This window comes from Dactylosporangium fulvum (assembly GCF_025137375.1).
Lineage (GTDB): Bacteria > Actinomycetota > Actinomycetes > Mycobacteriales > Micromonosporaceae > Dactylosporangium > Dactylosporangium fulvum.
The window spans coordinates 6119631-6141104 of the sequence record NZ_CP073720.1 but is presented as its reverse complement, the minus strand read 5'-3'; the positions used below and the strand labels follow the sequence as shown (position 1 = coordinate 6141104).

The following is a 21474-nucleotide window of genomic DNA, read 5'->3' as shown; positions in this document are numbered from 1 at the left end:
GGTCACCGCAGCCAGCCTCGTTCGTGCGCGCGCATCAGTGCCTCGGTCCTGGTACGCACCCCGATCGTCCGGTACAGGCCGTTCAAGAGCCGGAACATCGCCCGCTCCGAGTAGCCCGCCCGGGTCGCGAGCTGATTGACGGTCGCACCGCCGGCCAATTGCCGCAGCCACGAGAGCTGCTCTTCTGATGGGCGGCCCACATCGGGCACGCTGTTCGCCGCCGCGGACGCCGCTAGCGCCCGGACAACCGCACGTGGCAACGTCGACTCGCCCTCGATCGCCGCCTGACAGGCCCGGCGCACGCCGTCGACGCTCGTTGCGCGTGGGACAACAGACAACGCCCCGGCGTTGACCGCCCGGATCGAACTGTTGGTGTCAAGCTCGTCGAGCACCGCCACGACGCGCGCCGAGTCCAGGGCCGCCACCTCGGCGAGCGCGGTCCAGTCCTCGGCGGTCTGCACGGTCAGCAGCACGACCGCCGGACCGGAGGCGCGCAACCAGCCGGGCAGATCCTCCGGTGTGTCAACGGTGTGACCGTCGCGCTGCAACGCCGCGACGACGCCGGCGCGGAACAGCGGCAGCGGGTCGACGACCGCCACTCTGCCCACGCACGCCACCTTCCACCCGGCCGTCCGTCAACGCCTTCGAACCTGCTTAACAGACATCGACTGGCAGATGTGCGCCAAGCCGGGAGACGCGCCGGGCGTGGCGCGACCGTGCCACAGCGGTCATGGCTCGGCAACGAGAACGCCACCTACCGTCACAGGTGGTGCCTTCGACGGCTGGGGGAGAGCGCGCGATGACATTCGACGACGATCAGAGCGGCTCGATGTACGACGACGTCTTCCTCGGTGGCGACAAGCCGGAGAAGGAAGAGGTGGAGCTCGACGAGAACGGCCGGCCGAAGAAGTCCAAGCGCAAGAAGCGGACGACCGGCCGTTAGGGTCAGCGCGGGCGGCCCGGGCCCAGCGTGACCAGGTCGGTGCCGTCGACGTAGAGGACGGGTCCAGGGCCGGCCGGACCGCTGTCGTCGCGGTCGGGTGGGACCACGGCTTGCGGGTCAGACGGGCTCGTAGATCGCCAGGCCCGTCCCCCGGCCGCAGCAGCCAGCCCCCGCCGGCTTGCGTAGCCCACGGAGGGCGGCCGGCGCCGCCGGGTCGTCCCACGCCGAACGGAACTGCCATTTCGTCGCGCCGGCCGGTGGTGCAGACCGTGATCCCGGCCGGCCTGCTCGCGGCGGTGCCGGTGGTGGCGCTGAGCGACCAGGTCGGTGTGCTGCGGGTTGCCGGTCGCGGCCGCGTCGACCGCACTGCGCTGGCGGGTGGCCCTGCGCCGGTACGGGAGCGTCGATTTCCTGAAAGATACTTTCGCATCTCTGGGGTGTGTGGCACTCTGAAAGACACTTTCAGAGTGCGAGGTGTTAGGCGATGGGGCGCGAGGCGCGGCGGACACTCACCGAGCCGGGGGAGCTGCGGGCGCTCGCCCACCCGGTGCGATACGAGCTGCTCATCTACCTGATGTCCCACAGCCCCGCGACCGCGTCGCAGTGCGCCCGGGCCGTCGGGGACACCCCGTCCAACTGCAGCTACCACCTGCGCACGCTGGCCAAGGCCGGCCTCGTCGCGCCGGAGGCGTCGGCCGACGGCCGGGAGCGGCCCTGGCGTGCGCTGGTGACCGGCTTCTCCGTGCCGCCGGACGCCGAGCCCGACTCGTCGCAGGGCCGTCAGGCGAACCTCATCGCGGCGCTGGCGGTCCAGCGCGACCAGCGGCTCGTCCGCGAGCACCTCGCGCGCCGCGAGCGGCTCCCCGAGCCCTGGCAGGCCGCCGACCAGTACGGCGTCTACACACTGCGGCTCACCCCGGCCGAGCTGCGGGAGCTGGGCGACCGGATCGACGCGCTGATCCGGCCGTACATCGCGGCGACGCGCGCCGACCGCCCCGAGGCCGCCGCGCTCGTGCACTTCGGGTTCCACGGCTTTCCGCACACCGACGCTGAGGGGACACTCCATGAAGGCGGTTCCGGCTCCGCTGCGCCACCGTGACTTCCGCCGGCTCTGGCTGGCCGGCCTCATCTCGGACAGCGGCGACTGGCTGCTGCTCGTCAGCCTGCCGATCCTCGTGTTCCAGCTGACCGGCTCGACCCTGCAGACCTCGCTGGCGTTCCTCGTCGAGCTCGCGCCGGCGGTCGTGCTCGGCCCGGTGGCCGGCTACCTCGCCGACCGCCTGGACCGCCGCCGTCTGCTGGTCGGCATCACCGTCGCCCAGGCCGTCGCGCTGCTGCCGCTGCTGGCCGTGAACGACCGCAGTGACCTGCCCGTCCTCTACGCCGTCATCGCCTTCGAGGCGGCCATGCTGACACTGTTCGGCCCGGCGAAGAACGCCCTGCTGCCCACGCTGGTCCCCGCGGATCAGCTGGTGCCGGCCAACTCGCTCGTCGGGCTCAACCAGAACCTGGGCCGGCTCGTCGGCGGCCCGCTCGGCGGGCTGCTGCTCGCGGTGAGCGGCCTGCCGGTGATCGTGCTGGTCGACCTGGTCACGTTTGTCGTCGCCGCGGTCCTGATCGCCGGTGTGGCCGCCGGTCCCGCCGCCACCACGCGGCAGGCGCCGCGGGGTGCGGAGGGCGCGCTCGGCACGTACCGCATCCGGGTCAGCATGGCGATCGCCGTGCTCGCCGGGATCGCCCAGGGTGTCTTCACCGTGCTGTTCGTGGTGTGGGTGGCCCGGCAGCTCGGCGGTGGCGCCGCGGAGACCGGCCTGCTCCGTGGGGTCCAGGCGGCCGGCGCGATCGCCGCGGGACTGCTGCTGGCCACCCTGCGCCGCACGCCCGGCCCGGCCACCCTCATCGCCGCCGGCGCCGGTGGGTTCGGCGTGCTCCTGGTCGTGCTGTGGAACGGTCCGGCGGCGACGACGGCGCTGCCGGTCTACGTCGCGCTGTTCGTGCTGGTCGGCGCGCCCGGCCTGGTCATGGTCACCGGCCTGGTGAGCCTGTTGCAGCAGGAGGCCGGCGACGCGCTGCGCGGCCGGGTCTTCGGCGTCTTCGGCGCGGTCTACGACGGCAGCAGCGGCGCCGGGATGCTCGTGGCCGGCCTGCTGGGCGACCGGCTCGGCGTCATGCCCCTGCTCAACCTCCAGGCGATGCTGTACCTCGCGGCCGGCGCGACGGCGTTCCTGCTGCTGCGGACCCGTCACCGCGAGGTCCGCTCCGCCGTCGCCGAGGACGGGCGCGTTCCCGGCCTGTAGGTCACGCCAGAAGCTGCCGGAGGGCCGCGGCGACGGCCCGGGCAACCGGCTCCGGCCGGCCGTTGGGCGAGTGGTTCGACGCGCGGCACCGGCAGTTCCCCGGTTTCGTGCACCCGCCGATCGGCGAGGACGGCCGCGGGGTGGAACGGCGGCTGGTCCTCGCACTGCCCGAGGGCCTCGACGACAGTCACCGCCAGTTGCCCAGCGGAGAAGCAGTTTCCTGATCACGGACGTTTCGCGGGGTTCCAGGAGCCTGTCGCGCAGTTCGGATCCCTCGCGCGTCAACCCCGACAACCGCGCCGATCTTGGAGTTGTGGTCCTTGACAAATCCGGACAAATTCGGAGGTTCATGGCGCCACAACTCCAAGATCGGCGCGTAGTTGGGTCGCCAACGCTGTCCCAGCGAATTGCGCGACAGGCTCCCAGGCCCGCAAAAGTTCCGTGATCTGCGAACCGCGGCCGCACCACCCCGGCCAGGCCCAGCCGCCGCACCCGTGATCGCGAACGGATCGCGATCACGGCCACAAACCGGCCGGAACCCGCGGAAGCGGCGGTGGTGTCCGACCGCGCTCCCACCACTGGCAGGTCCTGGCCGGCGTCCGCGCGTCCGAGAACGAAGCGGCCGTCATCGAGATCGGTGGCGCGCGCCGGCCGGCCGGGAAAATCTTGCCGGGGGCATGTAGCAGTTCCGGCGGGCGTCGCGCGTTCATTGGGTGTGACGTTCGAGGAGTTCGTGGCCACGCGACTGGGTGCGCTCGTGCGGTACGCCACGGTCGTCACCTGGGATCCCCACCTGGCCGAGGACATCGTGCAGAACGTGCTGGTCCGCGCCCAGCCGCGGTGGTCGCGCATCGAGCGGCTGGAAGCCCCGGAGCTGTACGTCCACCGCATGGTCGTCAACGAGTTCCTCTCCTGGCGCCGGCGCCGCCAGGCCCGGCTCCTGTACCACGACGAGGCGCTGGAAGGGCTCGTCGCACCGCAGTCGGACCCGACCGGCCAGTACGACGACCACGACGCGGTCATCCGGGTCATCGGCACCCTGCCGCCCCGCCAGCGCGCGGTGATCGCACTGCGGTTCTACGAGGACCAGCCCGTCGAGGTGATCGCCGATCTGCTCGGCTGCCGGGTCAGCACGGTCCGCACGCACCTCGACCGGGCGATGACCACGCTGCGCGCGGCGCTGCCCTCCGCCCTCGTGCAGATGGGAGAGCCGTGATGAGCGACCGACTCGAGCAGCTCGTCCGCGATGCCCAGCAGGGGCGGGCCGCGCACGCGCCCGACCCGGACCGCATGCGGCGGGCGCTGCCGGCCCTCGCCGCGCGGCGCACCCGCCGCCGGCGGGCCGGTCTCGCCGGTGGTGCCGTCCTCGCCGTGGCGGTCCTGGTGGCCGCGTTCCTGGCCTGGCCGGGGATCGGCGGGGCGCCGACCCCGGTCCCGATCCCGGGCGAGGTGCCGCCGTCGGCCAGCGCGGAGGCCAGCGCGGAGGCCAGCGCGACGCCGTTCATCGCGCCGGGCCTCGTGCCGTCCTACGCGCCCGGCTGGGTCCCGCCGGGCTTCCGCGAGCGGGACCGGGCCGTCGTCCAGGACCACCTCGGTATTCCGGGTGTCAGGGTGATCCGGACGTGGAACAAGCCGGCGAACGGCGGCGAGGCACCGTTCATCAAGGTGGTGACGATGCCGACGGCGGACCTGGAGCCGGGCACACCGGTCACGGCCGGCGGTGTCACGGGAACGTACGAAGGCCCGAGGCCCGACGCCCGGGCCGCCCGCCTGAGCTGGCCGGCGGATCCGCGCCACTCGGTCCTGCTCTACAGCAACTCGGTGATGTCCCAGGCCGACCTGCTGCGCATCGCCACGTCCCTGCGCCCGGACCGGGATCCGATCGTGCAGCCGCTGGTGATCGGGTGGGTGCCGTTCGAGCACGACGAGTACACGTACTCCTACGGCGGCGACAGCCCGACGTCGTGGACGGCGGGCGTCAGCCTTGCCAGGAGTGCCGAGCCGACACCCGACAACGTGACGGTGTCGCTCGGACCCACCGCCTCCGTCTCCGACGGTGGCAAGCCCGTCGAGGTGGGCGGGGTCGAGGGCAGGCTGGTGATCGACGACGGCTCGAGGGGCGGCAACCCGCGGCAGTGCCTCGTGCTGCCGCAGCCCGGCGGCCGTCTCCTGCTGACCGTCTGCAACTACATCGCCGGCGTCGACGGCGCGCGGATGCCCGAGGACCAGCTGCTCCGCGTCGCGGGTTCGGTCGACACCAGGATGCGTGCGACGACCGACTGGCTGGGCTGACGCCCGTCACCGGCGCAGCGGGCGGACGGCGGCGGCCGGGATCGTCACGTCGAGCCAGGGCCGGACCATACCGGCTGGACCTTGACCTTGGGGGAAGCCGCACGATCGGCGCGTGAACCTGGGTGCCTACGTCGTCGACCGCCGGCCGCTGCGGATCCCCGCCTTCCGTCGACTGTGGACGGCCTCGGCGGTGACGGCCGTCGGCGGGTCGTTCAGCATCGTGGCCGTACCGACGCAGCTGTTCACCCTGACCGGATCGTCGGCGGTCGTCGGGGTGTCCGCCGCCGTCTCGATGTGCGCGCTCGTCGTGTCGGCGCTGTGGTCCGGCGCCCTCGCCGACGCGACGGACCGCGGACGCCTGCTGCTGTTCGGCAACGCCGGGCTCGGGGTGGCGTACCTCGGGCTGTGGCTGAACACCGCACTGCGCCTCGACTCCGTCCCGGTTCTGCTGGGCCTGGTCGCCGTGCAGGGCGTCAGCTTCGGCGTCACCATGACGGCAACGGGCGCCGCGGTGCCCCGGCTGATGCCGGCCGAGCTGCTCGTCGCGGCCAACAGCCTCAGCGCGCTGACCCGCTACACCGGCGCCGTCGTCGGGCCGCTGCTCGCCGGGGTGCTGATCCCGGCCGTCGGCCTCGGCCCGCTGTACCTGATCGACGCCCTCGCGCTCGGCGCGGTGCTGTGGGCCGTGGCCCTGCTTCCGCCGATGCCTCCGCGGCCGGACGCCGGGCGCGCCGTGCGGGCCGGGCCGGGTGCGGGGCTGCGGTACCTCGCCCGCAGCCGGGTGCTCGTCGCGGTCCTCGCCGTCGATCTCGCCGCGATGGTCTTCGCGATGCCGACCGCGCTGCTGCCGGAGCTGGCCGAGCGGCAGTACGGCGGCCCGCCCGGCGGCGGCGCGGGGCTCGGCGTGCTGTTCGCGGCGTACCCGGCGGGCGTGCTCGCCGCCGGGCTCCTGTCGGGGACGTTCAGCCGGGCGAGGCGCCACGGCGCGCTCATGGCCTCCGCCGCGATGGCCTGGGGCGGTTGTGTGGTGCTCCTCGGTGCCGCGACCGACCTCCGGCTCGCGGTCGTGGCGCTGGTCGCGGGCGGGGCGGTCAACTTCGTCCTCAGCACCTTCCGCAACGCGATCTCCCAGGCGTACGCCGACGACCGGCTCCGCGGCCGCGTCCAGGGCGTGCTGACCGTGGTCCTGATCGGCGGCCCGCAGCTGGCGAACGTCCTGCACGGCCTCGCCGGCGCCGCGGTCGGCGCCCGCTGGACCATCGGCATCGGCGGCGCGCTCACCGTCCTGACGGTGGCGTTCCTGTCGCGGGCCGTGCCGCAGCTGTGGCGCTACGATGCCTGGAGGTCCGCCCCGGGTGGAATACGAGATCAGTGACCTCGGCCGCAGCCTGGACCCGCTGTTCGCCTGGCGGTGTGTGACCTTCGCCCGGCGTCGCGCGTGTGAAGGGTATGACGACGGTCCCCATGCTCGACGGCGTCCCGCCGCCGGCCTCCGCAAGGAGGGCAATGCGATCACCGGAGACGCTGACGCCGGACTTCGCCGCGTGTTACGCGGCCCAGTTCCGTCTGATCGCCGGTCAGCTCGCCGTGTACCTCGGCAACGTCGAGGAGGCACAGGAGGTGACTCAGGAGGCGTTCACGCGGGCGTGGACACGGTGGGGTCGCATCGCCCGCTACGACGATCCGGCCGCGTGGGTGCGCCGCGTCGCGTGGAACCTGGCGACGAGCCGGCTCCGGCGGGCACGGACGGCGCTGCGGCACTGGCGCTCCCAGCGGCTGGAGCTCGTCGCCGGTCCCGGCCCCGAACGGGTCGCCATCGAGCGGGCGCTCGAGGCGCTGCCGGTGAACCAGCGCCGGGCGGTGGTGCTGCACTACCTGGCCGGACTTCCGGTCGCCGAGATCGCCGAACTGTGCCGGGCCCGGGAGGGCGCGGTGCGCACCTGGCTGTACCGAGCCCGTCTCACCCTGGCCCGCCATCTGACCGACGAGGTGACCGACGATGTCTGAACTCGACGACCGCATCCGCGCCGCGCTGAGCGCCGCGAGCGAGGCCGCGCAGCGGCAGATCCACTCTCCCGGCGCGGAGGCCGTCCCGGCGGCCGCCCAGCGCCGCAGCCACCGGACGGTGCTCGCCGCGGGGACCGTGGTGGCGCTGGTCCTCGTCGGCGGGGTGGCGACGGGTCGGTGGCTCGGCTCCGGGTCGCCGGAGCCGGTCGCGGCACCCGGCTGCGTGCCCACGGACGCCACGGCGTTCCTGCGGGTCGACACGACCGACGAAGAGCGGGCGCAGGTGGGCGACGTCCTGGCCGGTTCGTCGGAGGTGACGTCGTACACGTTCGAGAACAAGGACGAGGCGTACGAGCGGTTCCGGTGGCAGTTCAGGGATGCGCCCGACCTCGTCGCGGTGACCAGACCGGAGAACCTGCCGGAGTCGTGGCGGTTCAGGCTCCGGTGCGCCGCGGACTTCCCAGCGGTGCGGGACCGGCTGCAGACCCGACCGATGTTGGACGTGATCTGCACCTGCGAGCCGCTAACTACGAGCCGGCCGCCCACCCGCTGAGCCGGGGTCGTGCGGGGCGTTCGGTGTGCACGGTCCTGACCCAGCGCCCCCGGGCGTCACGCCCCCGAGTGCAGGAACGCCGCCCACAGCGTCGGCGTCCGGGGGAACCGGTCCCGGACGGCGAGCACGGCCTGACGGAGCGACCCGGCCGACCGCGCCGGGTCGGGCCGGTCCTGCTCGCCGGCCAGCCCGGCGTAGAACGCGCGGGCCACGTCGACCGCGATCCGGTCGTTGATCTCCCAGAGGGTGCCGACGACGTGCCGGAACCCCGCGAGCTGGAACGCCGAGCCGAGGTGGATGGACTCGTCGATCAGGCCGCGGCTGCGGTTCGCGGCGCGGATCAGGTCGGCCAGGCCGCCGGTGCCGGGCGGCGCCCCGCCGGTGATCTCGACCTCGCCGAGGTGCAGCACCGGGGTCAGCGCGGTCTCGCACGCGGACAGGTAGGCGAGGCCGGCGTCCCGCAGGTCGAGCGCGACGAGATCCGCCACGGTCAGCGGCCCCGCGGCGTGGTCGCGCAGCAGCAGCGCGCTCCGCGCGGGATCGAACGGATTGCTCGTACCGTGGCAGGCGAAGTGGGCGATGCGGCATCCGGCCAGCCCGGTGAGCACCTCGGCCCGCAGCGGCTCGACGAGCGCCACGGCGCCGGGCAGCCGGTCGCGCAGGACGGCCGTCTCCTCGGCGGCATTGGGCAGCGGCGCGCCGTCCGGGGTCGTCGGCATCGCCACGACCAGCGCGTGGGCGGTGGCCGCCGGCGCGGCCGGTCGGCGCCGGGCGTGGTGCAGTGCCCGGACCGTGGGTGTGTAGGAGACGATGACGCGGTCGAGGACCGTGCGGCCTGACAGACCCTCTGCCGAGGGCCGGTGGTGGCCGGCGGCGTGCAGCGGCAGCACGCTCAGCATCCCGCCGGGGACGAACCACACCCGGCGCGGGGACGCGCCGGACGCCGGCACCCGCAGCGCGTCGAGCACGGGTCCGGCGGCCACGTCCCACAGCCACTCGAGCACACCGCTGATCCGGTCCTGCGCCGCCGCCCGCTCCTGCCACCCGGCGTCCGTGGACACCGCGTCGTGCAGCGCCTGGCGGAGTTCGTAGCTCTGCTCGACGACGGATCGGGCGTCGAGGCCGGGCAGCGGGAGGTGGGCAAGGCCGGCGGTGGTGAGCAGCAGCGCGTCGCTGCCGTACCGGCTCACGTTGAACACGACGATCGGCCCCGGATCCGCCTCGTCCGGCGACGTCGCCCCGCCGGCCGTGCGGCGGGCGTCGAGAGCCTGGCCGAGCAGGGTCGCCCGGCCCGCCTCCAGCAGCCGGAACGCCCGTTCCGCCCGGGCCTGGTCGCCGGGGCCGCCGGTCGCGCCCGACAGCACCAGCGCGGCGGCGTCGCTGGCCATCCCGCCGAACCGGCTCAGCACGAACTCCTGGTCGGCGCGGCGCAGCGTCCGCGGGGTGAGGAACGGCAGTTCGTCGACCGCCCGCTCCAGCAGGTCGGCGGCGAGTTCCCGGCGGCCGTCCGCGGCCGCGAGCGAGGCGGCGACGCGGGCGGCGTCGACGCGCACGGCGGGTGTGGCGCCGGCCCCGTACGCCACCTCGGCGAGCACGTCGACCGCCTCCGCGGCGCCGGTGCCCGTGGCGGCGAACCGTTCCCGCAGCATGTCACCGAGATTCAGCAGGTAACCGGCGCGGTCGGGGCTGTCCGCCGGCTGGGTGCCGGCCGCCTGCCGCGTGACCGCGATCGCGGCGTCGAGGTCGGCGTCCCCGCCGATCGTGCGGAACCGCTGCCGCAGCGCGAGACCGAGGGCCGACAGGTACAACGGGAGGTTCGGGTCGCCGGCCGGCGCGACGTCGACGGCCAGCCGGATGGCGGACACCGCGTCGGCGGCGTCCGTGGCCGACCCGGTCAGCTGCGAGCGCAGCCGGAGCGCGTTGGCGAGGTGGGACAGGTACCGGGGCTTGGCGGGCTCGGCGTCGAGCGCCTGCCGGGCCAGGTCGACGGCGAGGTCGAGGTCCGCCAGCGTGTCGCTGCGGTCGAAGCGGCGCTGGAACAGGGCACCGAGGGTCGTCAGCGCGGAGGCCCGCCCGGGATGTCCCGGGGGAGCGGCGTCGACGGCCGCCCGGCCGGCCTCGATCGCCCGGTCGAGGTCGGGGAGGGACTCGGTGCGCTCGAATCGCACCCGCAACGCGTCGGTGAGGTTGCCGAGCCGGTGCGAGTGGGCCACCTGGTCGGGCGGCGTGGCATCGGCCGACTCCTGGAACCGGTCCACGGCGGCGTCGAGGTCGTCGACCGCGCCGGTCCGCTGGTACCGCGCGAGCAGTGCCAGCCCGAGGTTGTTCAGCACCGCGCCGCGGTCGGGGTGGGCCGGCGGCGTCGCGTCGACGGCCTGCCGGCTGACCTCCACCGCCTCGTTGATGTCCTGCGCGCCGCCGCCGTGTTCGTACCGTTGCTTCAGCGCGACGCCGAGGTTCGTCAGCGCGGCCCCGTCGGCAGGCCCGGCGTTGGCGGCCGCGACCGCATCCCGGCCGTGGCGCACCGCCGCGTCGAGGTCGTGCGGGTCCCGGTGCCGGTCGAAGCGGGTCCGCAGCACGATGCCCAGGTTGTTCACCGCCTGCGCCCGCAGCCGTTCGTCCGGGCCGGCGGCGTCGAGCGCCTGCCGGTACGCCACGATCGCGCCGTCGAGGTCGGCCGCCCCGGTGCGGTCGGCGCGCTGCGTCAGGGCGACGGCGAGGTTGTACAGCCGCCACCCGCGCCGCGGATGCCCCGCCGGGGTGGCGTCGAGCACTCGCCGGAACGCCGACACGGCCACGTCGAGATCGCCGGGCACGCCGGTCCGCTCGTACCGGGCGTGCAGCGCCGAAGCCAGGTTGTCCAGGTAGCCGGCGCGGTCCTCGCCGTCGAGCCCGGCGGACCCGGCCGCCTCGCGGTGGGCCCGGATCGTCGCGTCCAGGTCCTGGTCGTCGCGATCCCGCGTGTACCGGTCCCGCAGCGCGAGGCCGAGATAGGTGAGGTACCGCGGGCGATCGTGATGCCCGGCCGGTGTCCCGTCGACGGCCTGTTGATGGGTGTCGATCGCGGCGTCGAGGTCCTCCGGCGCGCCGGTACGCGCGAACCGTTCCCCCAGGGCCAGCCCGAGCCCGACGAGGAACCTGATCCACTGCGGATGGTCCGCGGGCAGCACGTCGACGACGCGGAGCGTCAGGCCGACCGCCGCGTCGATCGCGGCGGGGCCCGGGTCGGCCATCGCGTGTTCGTACACGGCGGAGACCAGCGGCAGCGCGGCCTGGGCGACGAGCGGCAGCAGCGGCTCCGGCAGCGGCTCCGGGCCGAACACGAAGCACGTGGCCAGTGCCTGCACCGCGGCGCCCAGGTCGTCCTGGTCCTGCCCCTCGGGCAGCGCCAGGTACCGGTAGTAGTGCAGCCAGCCGAGCACGAACCGGCCGTCGAGATCGTCGTGCTCCGCCAGCGCCGTCGCCAGCCGGTACATGTCCGCGGCGACGACGGGGGACAGGGCCAGGGCGGGATCGCCGGCCGCGGTGATCCGGTCCAGATGCGCACGTGCCGCTGCCGTGTACCGCTCCACCATGCCGGCCCTCCGTGGCGGTTGTGCGACCAGCGTGCGCCCGTGCGGTGCCGGCGGGCAATTCAAGTGTCGTCAATTGGCGTCGCGGCGGTCTGGACCCCGGCGCGGCGCGGCGGCATGATGGCCGCGTGTCCGACCCCGCCGGCGGTCCGGTCGACCGGACGGCCTCCGCGATCGCCTTCGTGTGCACGCACCTCGCCGACCTCCGGGCGCAGCTGACCCGGCTCGGCGACACCGGCCCGCTCGAGCAGCTGCTGGCGCGGCTGGCCGCGGGCGACGATCCCGCCGCGGCGCTCGACCGGCTGCACGACACGCTGCTGGCCGGCGGTGACGTGCTCGGCGTGTACGGCAGCGGCACCCGGTCCTGGAGCGTGCACGTCGCGGGTGCGGGCACCACCGCGCCCGCCGAGACGCTGTACGTGTGCCCGCTGCGCCGCTGCGCGCGGTACCGCTGGGCGGATGCCGGCGGCACCGCACCGGCGTGCACGATCGGCGGCGCCCCGATGCGCCGGGAACGGCTGGGCTGAGGTGGGCGGCCTGCTCGCCGAGCTCGGCAAGAAGCTCGCCGAACGCTGGCTCACCCTGCTCGTGCTGCCCGGCGCGCTGTTCCTGGCCACGCTCGGCGCCGCCGCGGCCCTCGGGCACGCCCACGCGTTCGACGTGCGCCGGCTCACCGACCGCGTGGACCGGCTGGCGACGACAACCGGCAACGGCCGGATCGCCGTCCTCCTCGCCGCGGCACTGCTCGCCTCGGCCGCCGCCGGGCTGGCCGCTCAGGCGGCCGGCTCGCTCGCCGAGCGCTGGTGGCTCGCCGCGGACTGGTCGGCGTGGCCGGGCCCGCTGCGGTGGCCGGCGGCGCGGTGGACCGCCCGCCGGCAACGGCGCTGGGCCGCGGCGGCGGAGCGGTACGAGCAGGCGCGCCGGGCGGCGGCCGAGGCGCACGTGGCCGCCCGCCTCCGCGGCGGCCCGCCGCCCACAACCACCGGCGAGCTGGACGACGCCTACCGGCGCATGACGGGCATCGCGGCCGAGTCGCCGGCCCGGCCGACCTGGATGGGCGACCGCGTCCACGCCGTCGCGGTCCGGCTCGACCGGGACCTCGGACTGGGGCTGGCGGTCGTCTGGCCGTACGTCTGGCTCGTCGCACCGGACCCGGTGCGCACCGAGATCACCGCCGCCCGCACGGCGCTGAGCCGCGCGGGCACGCTGGCCGGCTGGGCACTGCTCTACCTCGGCATCGGCGTGCTGTGGTGGCCCGCGGTGCCGGTCGCCGCCGTCACGGCGGTCACCGCACGGCATCGGGCCCGGGCCGCCACCGACGCCTATGCGCTGCTGGTGGAGGCAGCCGTCCGGCTCCACGCGGCTCAGGTCGTCAAGGCGCTCGGCGCCGGTGACGGCGACCCGGTGACCCCGGAGGCAGGGTGGGCGTTGACGACCGTGCTGCGGGGCCGCTCAGCCCTGCCCGGCAGCGCCGAGCGCTGAGGTCTCCGTCAGGCGGCGGCGGTGCGTGACGCGAGGCTGTCGATGACGCGCCGGACGTCGGCGAGCGGCACGAGCACATCGGGCTCGGGCCTGCGGAGCCCTTCGGCGACGAACTCGGCGATGAGCGCACTGGGCGTGACGCCCCGGCGCACCGCCTCCGCCTCCAGCGCCTCGGACAGGTCGGCGGGGACCCGGGTCGAGTGCACGACCGTGGCCCGGCGGGGCCTGGTCACCACCTCGGCCGCCGCCCAGTCGGTCGGCGTGGCTGCCGCCTGCTCGCGGTCCCGTCGGCTGGTCGCCATGGTCACTGCCCCCTTCCTCCGGCCAGGATGCCGCGGATGAGCGCGGCTTCCCCGGCATCGGCCCACCGGCCGGTCACGACGAGATACTCGTCGTCGTCCTCCTCGATCAGCACGAGCATGAGGACGCGGTCGTCTTCAGTTGTCCCAGCGAGCTGCAGGACGCGTCCGGCCGACCGTTGCAGCACCGGATGGGCCTGCCTGAGCAGCCACACCGCGGTCGCCCATGGCACGCCTGCCGCGCCCAGCGACCGGTAGCTGTCGTCGTCGAACCGATAGGCGTCCACCGCCGGAGCGTATACCTATGTAAACAACGGTAGCCCAGCAGGGCCGCCGAGTCCACAGCAGCCCCTCATGCGGCCCGGAGTAGCCCCGTCAGGGCGGCCCCGCGGTCTCGGCGCTGAGGGCGGCACCGGCCTGGTCCGCGAGCGTGACGGCGACCAACCGGGCCTGCAGCGGCACGACGGTGCCGGGGGTGGGCCGCAGCATGAACCGTCCGTAGTAGCGGCCGCCGGCGGACGCCCGGAGTTCGACCTCCTCGTCCGGCAGGACGTCCCGGTCGCGGCTCCAGTGGATGCGGCCCTGGGTGATGGCGCCGTCGCGTTCCAGGCGCGCGGGGTGGCCGAGCAGGGTGCCGTACTCGAACCGGCAGTCCCGCAGCTGGAGCAGGTCGATGAGCTGCCCGCGCACGTGGTTGACCACCGCCCGGCCCTCCGCGCCGGACTCGACCAGCTCCGCGGTGCTGCGGATCTGCGCCAGCTGGTGGGCGTCGTCGATCGTCACGAGGCGCAGGCGCCGGGCACGGGCCGCCAGCTGCGAGACCGCCAGGCCGACGACGAGCAGCAGCACGGCCGTGATGACGTCGGCGGGCGCGTTGATGGCGAACCGCTCGTACGGCCGGGTGAGCAGCAGATCGAACGCCGCCGCGGCGACCAGGGCCGAGAGTGCCCCGGCGAAGCGGTTGCCGACGGCGGCCACCGCCACGACGACGACCACGAGGACGAGCGCCGCGTTCGCGGGGGAGAGGACGGTCCGGAGCGTGGTCAGCACCGCGGCGACGACAACAGGCCCCACGACGGCCGCGGCGAGCGCGATCAGGTCCCGGTGAAGGTACCAGCGCATGGTGCGTTCCCCGCTCGAGCTGAAGCTGGATCGGCGCCCGCACGCTACCCCCGGCCGCCGCCGCAAAACCGTTGCACCTGCACCGACCACGGCCAGGTCAGCGGTCAGAGCCGGGCCAGCAGCCCCAGGCCGCAGGCGGCGGCCAGGATCAGCCCGCTCGCCGTGGCGAGGGCGATCCCGACGGCGAGCGCGATCCCGCTGCCCACCTCGACGACCCTTCTCGGCGCGGCCTCGGGCACCTTCCGCTCCCGGATCGTGCGGCAGGGGTCGGCGTCCGGGAGCCGGTCGATGTAGCGGTCGAGGTAGGCGAAGTGCCGTCGGCGAGCCGTGGCGACCAGCTGCCCGGGCGTGTTGCGGCTGCCGACCCATGGCGCGGGCCGTTCGGCTCCGGCCGGACCCGCGAGGCGGTGGTCATGCTCGTACCGGCCCCGACCCATTGCCGGCCCCTCTCTGACTGACACTCGTTCGTCCACGAACGACGGACAATCTGAAGGAGCGCACGACGCCGCGTGCCCGTTACGGGGACCGTCCGCGACCGGGCCCGGCCGGTCTTGAGCCACCTGGCATTCGGCTCACCGGCGGCCGGTGAGCGTGCGGGCCTCGGCGGCCCACGACACGAGCATCCGGAACACCTCGGCGCGTTCGCGGTAGAGCTTGTCCGGGTCGGCGGCCCGACCGCCGTAGACCTCGTGGTCGTCGCCGGCCGCGCGCTTGAGCATGACCGGGACGAGCCAGGTCCACTTCGCGGCGAGCAGGCACATGCCCAGCCGTACCTCTCCCGGATCCCCGGTCCAGCCGGACTCCCGCAGCCCGTCGACGTAACCGGCGAACACGGCGGCGTCCAGCGCCGGCAGTTCGGCGGACGGGCGCAGCAGATCGAGGGCGGTGTCGGAGACGAAGTTGCCGATGTCGCCGCCGATCCAGCCGGCGCCGGCGAACGCCCAGTCGATGGCCACCGTGCGCCCGTCCCGCTCGAACAGGTTGTTGGGCCACAGGTCGTGGTGGCACAGCGTGGTCGGCAGGTGCCCGCCGAGCGCGACGAGGTCGTAGCGCTCGCGGCACAGCCGCAGGACGGCCTCGCGCAGCGCGTCGTCGAAGTGCGCCCGCATCAGCGGCGTGCGCCACGCGGCGGCGTCCTCGAGCCGCTCCCACTCGATGTCGGGCGAGGTGGCCTCGGGAGTGTCGAGGTAGTCGCGCAGCATCCCGTCGCTGTAGGGGACCGGCCCGTCCAGCCAGGACCGGTCCAGCGCGCACCGGCCCTGTGCGATCCCGAGCCGGCGGGCGTGCTCCCGGGTCCGCCCGACGCTCCAGCCGCTGCCACCGTCCCCGGACACGTCGCGCAACCACAGGCCGACGGTCCCGTCGGCGCGGTGGAACGAGCCGAGCCGCTCGGGCAGCTCGACCCCGGCGGTGACGTAGGCTTCGGGCAGCCCGGCGTCATACACGAGCGGCTCGCGTCGCCAGTAGCGGTAGTTGCGCGGATCGTGCGAGCCGCGCCAGTCGGCCCGGTCCACGCCGGGCGAGACGACCTTGGCGATCGCGGTCGCGCCACCCACCTCGACGCGCCACACCCCGGCGGTGACCCCGGTGCGCGTGCTGTGCGCGAGCCGCGTGGCCCGCACCGCACCGTCCCCCAACACGGCATGCGCCTCGGTGTGCAGGTCGGCGTCGATCATCGGTCAGGATGGGCGGGTGACAGATGCACACCGATACCATATCCGGCCGGCCGGCCCGCGCCGACGACTACGACGCCGTCGCCGCCGTTGTCGACGACTGGTGGGGGCGGCCGATCCTCGGGGCGCTGCCCCGGCTGTTCCTCGACCATTTCCACCGCACCAGCCTGGTCGCCGGGACCGGCGACGGGATGAGCGGGTTTTTGGTGGGAATCGTGTCGCCGTCCGAGCCCGGCGAAGCCTACATCCACTTCGTCGGCGTCCATCCCGAGGCGCGGAAGACCGGCCTCGCCCGCGCGCTCTACGAACGGTTCTTCGAGATCGCCCGGGCCCACGACCGCCGGGTCGTCAAGGCGATCACGTCACCGGCCAACCGGACGTCGATCGCCTTCCACCAGCGCATGGGCTTCACCGTCACCGGCCCGGTGCGCGACTACAACGGCCCGGGCCATGACCTCGTGACGTTCGAACGCGGCATCTGAACGGCTGCGCGGGCTGGCGGAGCGTGTCCGGGCCCTGGACGGCACCCACGCACCTGCACAGCCCGCCCGGTGAGGGCACCGCGCTGGAGGTCACCCTGCCGCTGTCGGGGCCCGACCCTCTCGCGGCGCACGGCGCACCGGACCGGCCCGCTGACAAGGCCGGCCGGGGCCGTGCCGGTGGCACCCGGCACGACCCCGGCCGGGGCCGGGGGGTCAGCCGCGCAGGGCGGCCATGTTGTCGTAGCTCAACTGCGCGTAGCGCAGCGAACGGCCGGGGTCGGCGCTGCCGCCCGGCGCGTTGTCCTGCTCCCAGTTCGGCAGGTGCCAGCCCTTCGCGCCGATCTGCCGGAAGAACGTCGCGAAGTCGATGTCACCGGTGCCGAACGGCACCATCGTGTAGCCGCCGCCGACGCCCGGGGCCTCGCCGGTACGGACGCCGTCCTTGGCGTGGAACAGCGGGAACCGCTTGGTCCGGGCGGCCACCGTGGCGACCGGGTCGAACACGTCGGTCTGCGTGAACCCGTCCGGGTCCGTGTACGTGCGGAAGCGGTGCTGGGCCACGTGCGCCCAGTAGATGTCCAGCTCGAAGAAGACGTACTTCGGGTCGGTGAGCCCGAAGAAGTACTCGAGCTTGCGGACACCGGACGAGCGGGTCGGCCGGCCCTGCGCGTCGAGCGGGCCGCTGTCGAGCAGGAAGCCGTACGCGGCGTCGTGGTTGTGGGTGTAGAGCATGAGGCCGCGCTTGGCGGCCATCTCGCCCAGGATGTTCCACCGCTCGGCCGCCGCGTCCCAGTCGGCCTTGTAGTTGCTGCCGGTCGGGTCGCCACCGGTGCCGATGTGCTTCATGCCGAGCGCCTCGGCGATGTCGAGCTGCTGCTCGAACGCGGCCAGCGTGTCGGGCGTGATGGTGCCCGGGATCGTCGCGTGGGTGCCGTTGGCCACGAGACCGTTGTCGTCGAGCAGCCGGCGGATCTCCTCGGTGGTGATCTGCCGGCCGAGGATCTGCGTGCTCTGGGTGTAGCCGGCGAACTCGATCTCGCGGTACCCGATCCGCGACAGCCGCTCGAAGACCTGACGGAAGCCGTAGGGGACGCCGCTGCTGTCCGGCGCGGCCGAGATGCGGTCCCGGACGCTGTAGAGGATGATGCCGCGGTTCGGCGCCGGGATGAGCAGCCCGTTGGCCTTGCCCGGGGCGGCCGAGGCCGCACCGGAGGACAGGCCGGTGGCGACGGCGGCGCCGGCGGCGGCCGCGCCGGCCGCCACGCCCAGGAACCGGCGGCGGCCGAGCTTGTGGTCGGGGGTCTCATGCATGGTGGTGCTCACGCTCCTGACGGGAAAGGGATGTACGGGTTGGTACCGGCGGTGGGTGCGCCGTGCGGGACCGCACCCACCGCCGTGGTGGTCATGGGGTGACGCCGACGCCCCGGCCGGTGAACTCGACCCAGTTCAGGTTGCCGAAGCCGCTTGCCGGGCCACCGGGAACCGTGCGGAACACCAGGTAGAGCTTGTGCGAGCCACCGGGATCGGTCACCGGGACCGTGGTGCTGGTGAAGGCGTTGTTCCCGGACGTGGCGTTGACGGTCACCGTGGTCAGCAGCGGGCCGTCGACCGCGTCGAGCCGCAGCTCCACCGCGAACCGTGGCTGCCCCGCCGTCGCGGCGCTGCCGCCGGACGTGCGCAGCGTCACCGCCGACATGTTGGTGAGGTTCACGGTGTTGTTGATCGCGATCCAGTCACCGGCGTCGAGGCTGCCGCGTTGCTGGCCGCCGCCGGTGTCGGCGCTCGTGCCGACGGTCGTGCCGGACTGTTCCGTGGCGAACTCGACCTCTTGCCGCTTGGTCTGGATCACGTTCTGGGCCACCGTCGTCAGCGCCGGTTGCCCGTTGGCGCCCTTGTCGGTGTACGAGGCGCTGACGACCCCGTAGATGTAGCCGCCGTGGGAGGCGTCGTCCGCCAGCGTCGGGAGGACCCCGCTGCAGCCGAACTGGTTGGCCTCGCCGTGGCCGTGCTCGTCGTGGCCGAGCACGAAGGTCACCTCGACCTTGCCGCAGTCGATCGGGCCGTCCTCGGGGTCGGTGACCGTCACCGACCACGGGATGTCGTCACCCCAGTTGAAGAAACCGCCCTTGACCGGGACGTTCACCGTGACCGTCGGCGCGGTGTTGCCGACCGTGATCGTGGTGTTGGCCGAGGCGGACTTGCCGCTGGAGTCGGTGACCGTCAGCCGTGCCGTGTAGACGCCGTTGGCGGTGTACGTGAAGGCCGGGCTCGGGTCGATGGAGTCGACCGTGCCGTTGCCGTCGAAGTCCCAGGCGTAGGAGATCGAGTCGGCCGGGTCCGGGTCGTAGGAGCCCTCGCTCGAGAACGCGACGGTCAGCGGCGCGATGCCGTTGGTCCGCGACGTCTTGAGCGTGGCGACGGGCGACCGGAGGCCCTTGACGTAGCTGAACTTCAGCATCGCCGCGTCCGGGTTGATGTTGAAGAAGCCGTCGCCGTACGTCAGGAGGTAGAAGTTGCCGTCGGGGCCCCACTTCATGTCCATCGGGTTGTCGCACAGGAACGGCTGCGCCGGCGTGGTGGGCGCCTGCCCGCAGTTGAGCAGGTTGTTGATCTTCAGGATGTCGCCCTGCCCGTCGAGGCGGATCTCCTTGAGCGTGTCCCGGGTGAACTCGCCGAAGAAGATGCTGCCGTCGTAGTACTCCGGGAACTTCGTCTCCGACTTGAGGTTCGGGTCGTAGTCGTACTTCGCCGCGCCGTGCGGGCCGACACCGCCCGTGCCCAGCTCCGGGAACAGGACGGGGCAGGTCCGCGTCGGCGTCGACAGGTACGACTCCGGGCACGGCGTCGGCGCCTGGAACGAGTACCACAGCTCGGACTTCTCGACCCCGGGCAGCTTCGTCAGGCCCGTGTTGTGGCGCGACGTGTTGACCGGCCCGGCGCAGTCGAACGGCGCCTTCGGCGAGATGGGGTTGGTGGTCCAGTCCATCTCGATGTAGGGCAGGTTCGGCTGGACGCAGAACGGCCAGCCGTAGTTCGCCGGCTTGTCCACGACCATCATGCGGCCCGTGCCCGCCGGACCCCGGCCGACCGCGGCCGTCTGGGAGTCGGGCGAGTAGTCGGTGATGTACGCGACGTCGTGTTTGTCCAGCGTGATGCGGAACGGGTTGCGCAAGCCCATGGCGTAGATCTCGGGCCGGGTCTTGTCGGCGACGTCCTGCGACTCCGGGAACATGTTGCCGGCCGGGATCGTGTAGCTGCCGTCCGCCTGGACCGAGATGCGCAGGATCTTGCCGCGCAGGTCGTTCGTGTTGCCGGCGGTGCGCCGGGCGTCGACGTACGGCGCCTGGTACACGCCGGTGGCGCTGACCGAGTCGTTGTGCGGTGAGAAGCCGCCGGAACCGCCGCCGCCGGCCGGCGTGTCGTCGCCGGTGACCAGCCACAGGTTGTTGTGCGAGTCGAAGGCGATGTCACCGGCAACGTGGCAGCAGGCGCCGCGGTCGTTGGGGACCTGCATGATCTTCTGCTCGGAGGCCACGTCCAGCGACGGCGTCGGGCCGTCGACGAACTTGAACCGGGACAGCTGGAAGTAGCCCTTCCACACGTCCCACGCGTTCGGGTCCGTGCTCGTGGTCGGGGCGCTGCCGACCGGGGTGTTCAGCGGGGGTGCGTAGTACAGGTACACCCACTTGTTGGTGGCGAAGTCGTTGTCGATCGCCGGCCCGTACATCCCGTCCTCGCTGTTGGTGTAGACCGGGATCTGGGCGAGCACGGTGGTGGTGTTGGTGGCCGGGTTGTGCAGCCGCACGCCGCCGCGGCGGTCGGTCTGGATGACCCGGCCGTCGGGGAACACGTCGAAGCCGATCGGCTCGCTGACGTTGGGCTGCGCGCCGATGACGGTCATCTCGTAGTTGGCCAGGACGGTGGCACCGCAGTCGCCGTCGGTCACCCCGGCGGACCACTGGATCGCGCCGCCGAGGTGCGCCCGCAGGTCGGCGCCGGAGAAGCTCGACGGGGTGTCGCCGAGCCCGGTGTAGAACGAGCGCCCGCCCTGGTAGTCCTTGCACCAGGTGATCGGGTGGTCGTGGCCCATCGTCCCGCCCGTGTAGGTCGTCTCGTCGACGGTGGCGAGGACGTGGGAGACGCCGCGGACGTTCTTGGCGAAGTTGTACCACTGGTCGGTGGTGGTCCAGCGCTCCGGCAACGGCTTCGACGCCGGGTGCACGCGGTCGGCGACCTTGATCGTCGCCTGGCCGGCCGGGGCCGCGCCGGTCGCGCGGGTGCCGAGGACGTCGGTCAGGAACGACCAGTCCGGCTCCGCCTCGATCGCCGCGTGGACGCCGACGAAGCCGCCGCCGGCACGGTAGTACGTCTCGAACGCCGCCTGCTGTTCGTCGGACAGCACGTCGCCGGAGGTGTTGAGGAAGACCACCGTCCGGTACTGCTTGAGGTGTGCCTTGTCGAACTTGCCGGCGTCGTCGGTGACCACGACCGTGAAGCGGAGATCCTTGCCGAGCTGCTTGATCGCCGCCACGCCGGCGGCGGTGGATTCGTGTCTGTCACCCACCGACTTGGTGAAGACCAGGACCTTGTACTGGATGCCGTTGCTCTCGGGGTTCGGCGCGGCGACGGCGGCGGGTTGGCGAAGGCTCGTCAGTGCGACGAGCATGCCGCCGACGAGCGCGAGCGCACTGAGTAACGTAATGCCGGTGCGGGCACGGTGTCTGGCCACAGAACCTCACTGGTGCATAGAGC

The 21474-nt window shown here is 73.5% G+C and carries 21 protein-coding genes; 12 read left to right on the top strand and 9 right to left on the bottom strand.

Going from position 1 to position 21474, the window contains the following annotated elements; all coding sequences use genetic code 11:
* Positions 1–2 precede the first annotated feature (2 nt).
* A complete protein-coding gene (locus Dfulv_RS28835; RefSeq protein WP_259856724.1) occupies positions 3–608 on the bottom strand; it encodes a helix-turn-helix domain-containing protein in 606 nt (201 codons plus the stop codon).
* Between the two features lie 191 nt (positions 609–799).
* Between Dfulv_RS28835 and Dfulv_RS28830 the strand changes: the two genes are divergently transcribed.
* The 9 genes from Dfulv_RS28830 (at position 800) to Dfulv_RS28790 (ending at position 8092) form a co-directional block, all read left to right on the top strand.
* On the top strand, positions 800–943 hold the full coding sequence (locus Dfulv_RS28830; RefSeq protein ID WP_259856723.1) for a hypothetical protein: 144 nt from the start codon (positions 800–802) through the stop codon (positions 941–943).
* 484 nt (positions 944–1427) lie between these two features.
* The gene (locus Dfulv_RS28825) at positions 1428–2042 is read left to right on the top strand and encodes a winged helix-turn-helix domain-containing protein (RefSeq protein WP_259856722.1); all 615 of its coding nucleotides are present in this window, start codon (positions 1428–1430) and stop codon (positions 2040–2042) included.
* Positions 2008–3240: an MFS transporter gene (locus tag Dfulv_RS28820; RefSeq protein ID WP_259856720.1), complete on the top strand. Its 1233-nt coding sequence runs from the start codon at positions 2008–2010 to the stop codon at positions 3238–3240. Before Dfulv_RS28825 ends, Dfulv_RS28820 begins: the two co-directional genes overlap by 35 nt.
* Positions 3241–3302: 62 nt before the next feature.
* Positions 3303–3464 (top strand): hypothetical protein, encoded by a 162-nt coding sequence (locus Dfulv_RS28815; RefSeq protein ID WP_259856718.1) that lies wholly within the window; start codon positions 3303–3305, stop codon positions 3462–3464.
* A gap of 509 nt (positions 3465–3973) precedes the next feature.
* A complete protein-coding gene (locus Dfulv_RS28810) occupies positions 3974–4456 on the top strand; it encodes a SigE family RNA polymerase sigma factor (protein WP_259856715.1) in 483 nt (160 codons plus the stop codon).
* Positions 4456–5532, top strand: coding sequence for a hypothetical protein (locus Dfulv_RS28805; RefSeq protein WP_259856714.1), 1077 nt, complete (start codon positions 4456–4458; stop codon positions 5530–5532). The genes Dfulv_RS28810 and Dfulv_RS28805 overlap by 1 nt, the downstream gene beginning before the upstream one ends.
* A 112-nt stretch (positions 5533–5644) precedes the next feature.
* Entirely contained in the window at positions 5645–6907 is a 1263-nt protein-coding gene (locus Dfulv_RS28800) for an MFS transporter (RefSeq protein ID WP_259856713.1), read from the top strand.
* Positions 6908–7038: 131 nt separating this feature from the next.
* Complete coding sequence (locus tag Dfulv_RS28795) at positions 7039–7539, top strand: RNA polymerase sigma factor (RefSeq protein WP_259856712.1); 501 nt, start codon at positions 7039–7041, stop codon at positions 7537–7539.
* A complete protein-coding gene (locus tag Dfulv_RS28790; protein WP_259856711.1) occupies positions 7532–8092 on the top strand; it encodes a permease-like cell division protein FtsX in 561 nt (186 codons plus the stop codon). The genes Dfulv_RS28795 and Dfulv_RS28790 overlap by 8 nt, the downstream gene beginning before the upstream one ends.
* 56 nt (positions 8093–8148) lie before the next feature.
* On the opposite strand, the gene Dfulv_RS28785 is transcribed toward Dfulv_RS28790, so the two are convergent.
* Positions 8149–11667 carry a CHAT domain-containing protein gene (locus Dfulv_RS28785; RefSeq protein WP_259856710.1) on the bottom strand — a complete coding sequence of 1173 codons (3519 nt, stop codon included), beginning with the start codon at positions 11665–11667 and terminating at the stop codon, positions 8149–8151.
* Positions 11668–11792: 125 nt separating this feature from the next.
* Here Dfulv_RS28785 and Dfulv_RS28780 point away from each other — a divergent pair, with 125 nt between their 5' ends.
* Positions 11793–12191 (top strand): hypothetical protein, encoded by a 399-nt coding sequence (locus Dfulv_RS28780; protein WP_259856708.1) that lies wholly within the window; start codon positions 11793–11795, stop codon positions 12189–12191.
* Between the two features lies 1 nt (position 12192).
* The gene (locus Dfulv_RS28775; RefSeq protein ID WP_259856706.1) at positions 12193–13146 is read left to right on the top strand and encodes a hypothetical protein; all 954 of its coding nucleotides are present in this window, start codon (positions 12193–12195) and stop codon (positions 13144–13146) included.
* A gap of 8 nt (positions 13147–13154) precedes the next feature.
* Here the strand turns inward: Dfulv_RS28775 and Dfulv_RS28770 are convergent, their stop codons facing one another.
* The 5 genes from Dfulv_RS28770 to Dfulv_RS28750 form a co-directional block, all read right to left on the bottom strand.
* On the bottom strand, positions 13155–13448 hold the full coding sequence (locus Dfulv_RS28770; protein ID WP_259856705.1) for a hypothetical protein: 294 nt from the start codon (positions 13446–13448) through the stop codon (positions 13155–13157).
* Positions 13449–13450: 2 nt separating this feature from the next.
* Positions 13451–13732 carry a hypothetical protein gene (locus Dfulv_RS28765; RefSeq protein ID WP_259856703.1) on the bottom strand — a complete coding sequence of 94 codons (282 nt, stop codon included), beginning with the start codon at positions 13730–13732 and terminating at the stop codon, positions 13451–13453.
* 88 nt (positions 13733–13820) lie between these two features.
* Positions 13821–14567 (bottom strand): DUF4118 domain-containing protein, encoded by a 747-nt coding sequence (locus Dfulv_RS28760; RefSeq protein WP_259856702.1) that lies wholly within the window; start codon positions 14565–14567, stop codon positions 13821–13823.
* A 104-nt stretch (positions 14568–14671) separates the two neighbouring features.
* Positions 14672–15004: a hypothetical protein gene (locus Dfulv_RS28755; RefSeq protein WP_259856701.1), complete on the bottom strand. Its 333-nt coding sequence runs from the start codon at positions 15002–15004 to the stop codon at positions 14672–14674.
* A gap of 135 nt (positions 15005–15139) precedes the next feature.
* A complete protein-coding gene (locus Dfulv_RS28750) occupies positions 15140–16243 on the bottom strand; it encodes a phosphotransferase (protein WP_259856700.1) in 1104 nt (367 codons plus the stop codon).
* A gap of 23 nt (positions 16244–16266) precedes the next feature.
* On the opposite strand from Dfulv_RS28750, the gene Dfulv_RS28745 reads away from it, so the two are divergent.
* Positions 16267–16722 carry a GNAT family N-acetyltransferase gene (locus tag Dfulv_RS28745; protein ID WP_259856699.1) on the top strand — a complete coding sequence of 152 codons (456 nt, stop codon included), beginning with the start codon at positions 16267–16269 and terminating at the stop codon, positions 16720–16722.
* A 213-nt stretch (positions 16723–16935) separates the two neighbouring features.
* Here Dfulv_RS28745 and Dfulv_RS28740 read toward each other — a convergent pair whose 3' ends face one another.
* Together Dfulv_RS28740 and Dfulv_RS28735 are read right to left on the bottom strand one after the other, a co-directional pair.
* Positions 16936–18045: a sugar phosphate isomerase/epimerase family protein gene (locus Dfulv_RS28740; protein ID WP_259856696.1), complete on the bottom strand. Its 1110-nt coding sequence runs from the start codon at positions 18043–18045 to the stop codon at positions 16936–16938.
* 79 nt (positions 18046–18124) lie between these two features.
* The gene (locus Dfulv_RS28735; protein WP_259856695.1) at positions 18125–21451 is read right to left on the bottom strand and encodes a ThuA domain-containing protein; all 3327 of its coding nucleotides are present in this window, start codon (positions 21449–21451) and stop codon (positions 18125–18127) included.
* Positions 21452–21474 lie beyond the last annotated feature (23 nt).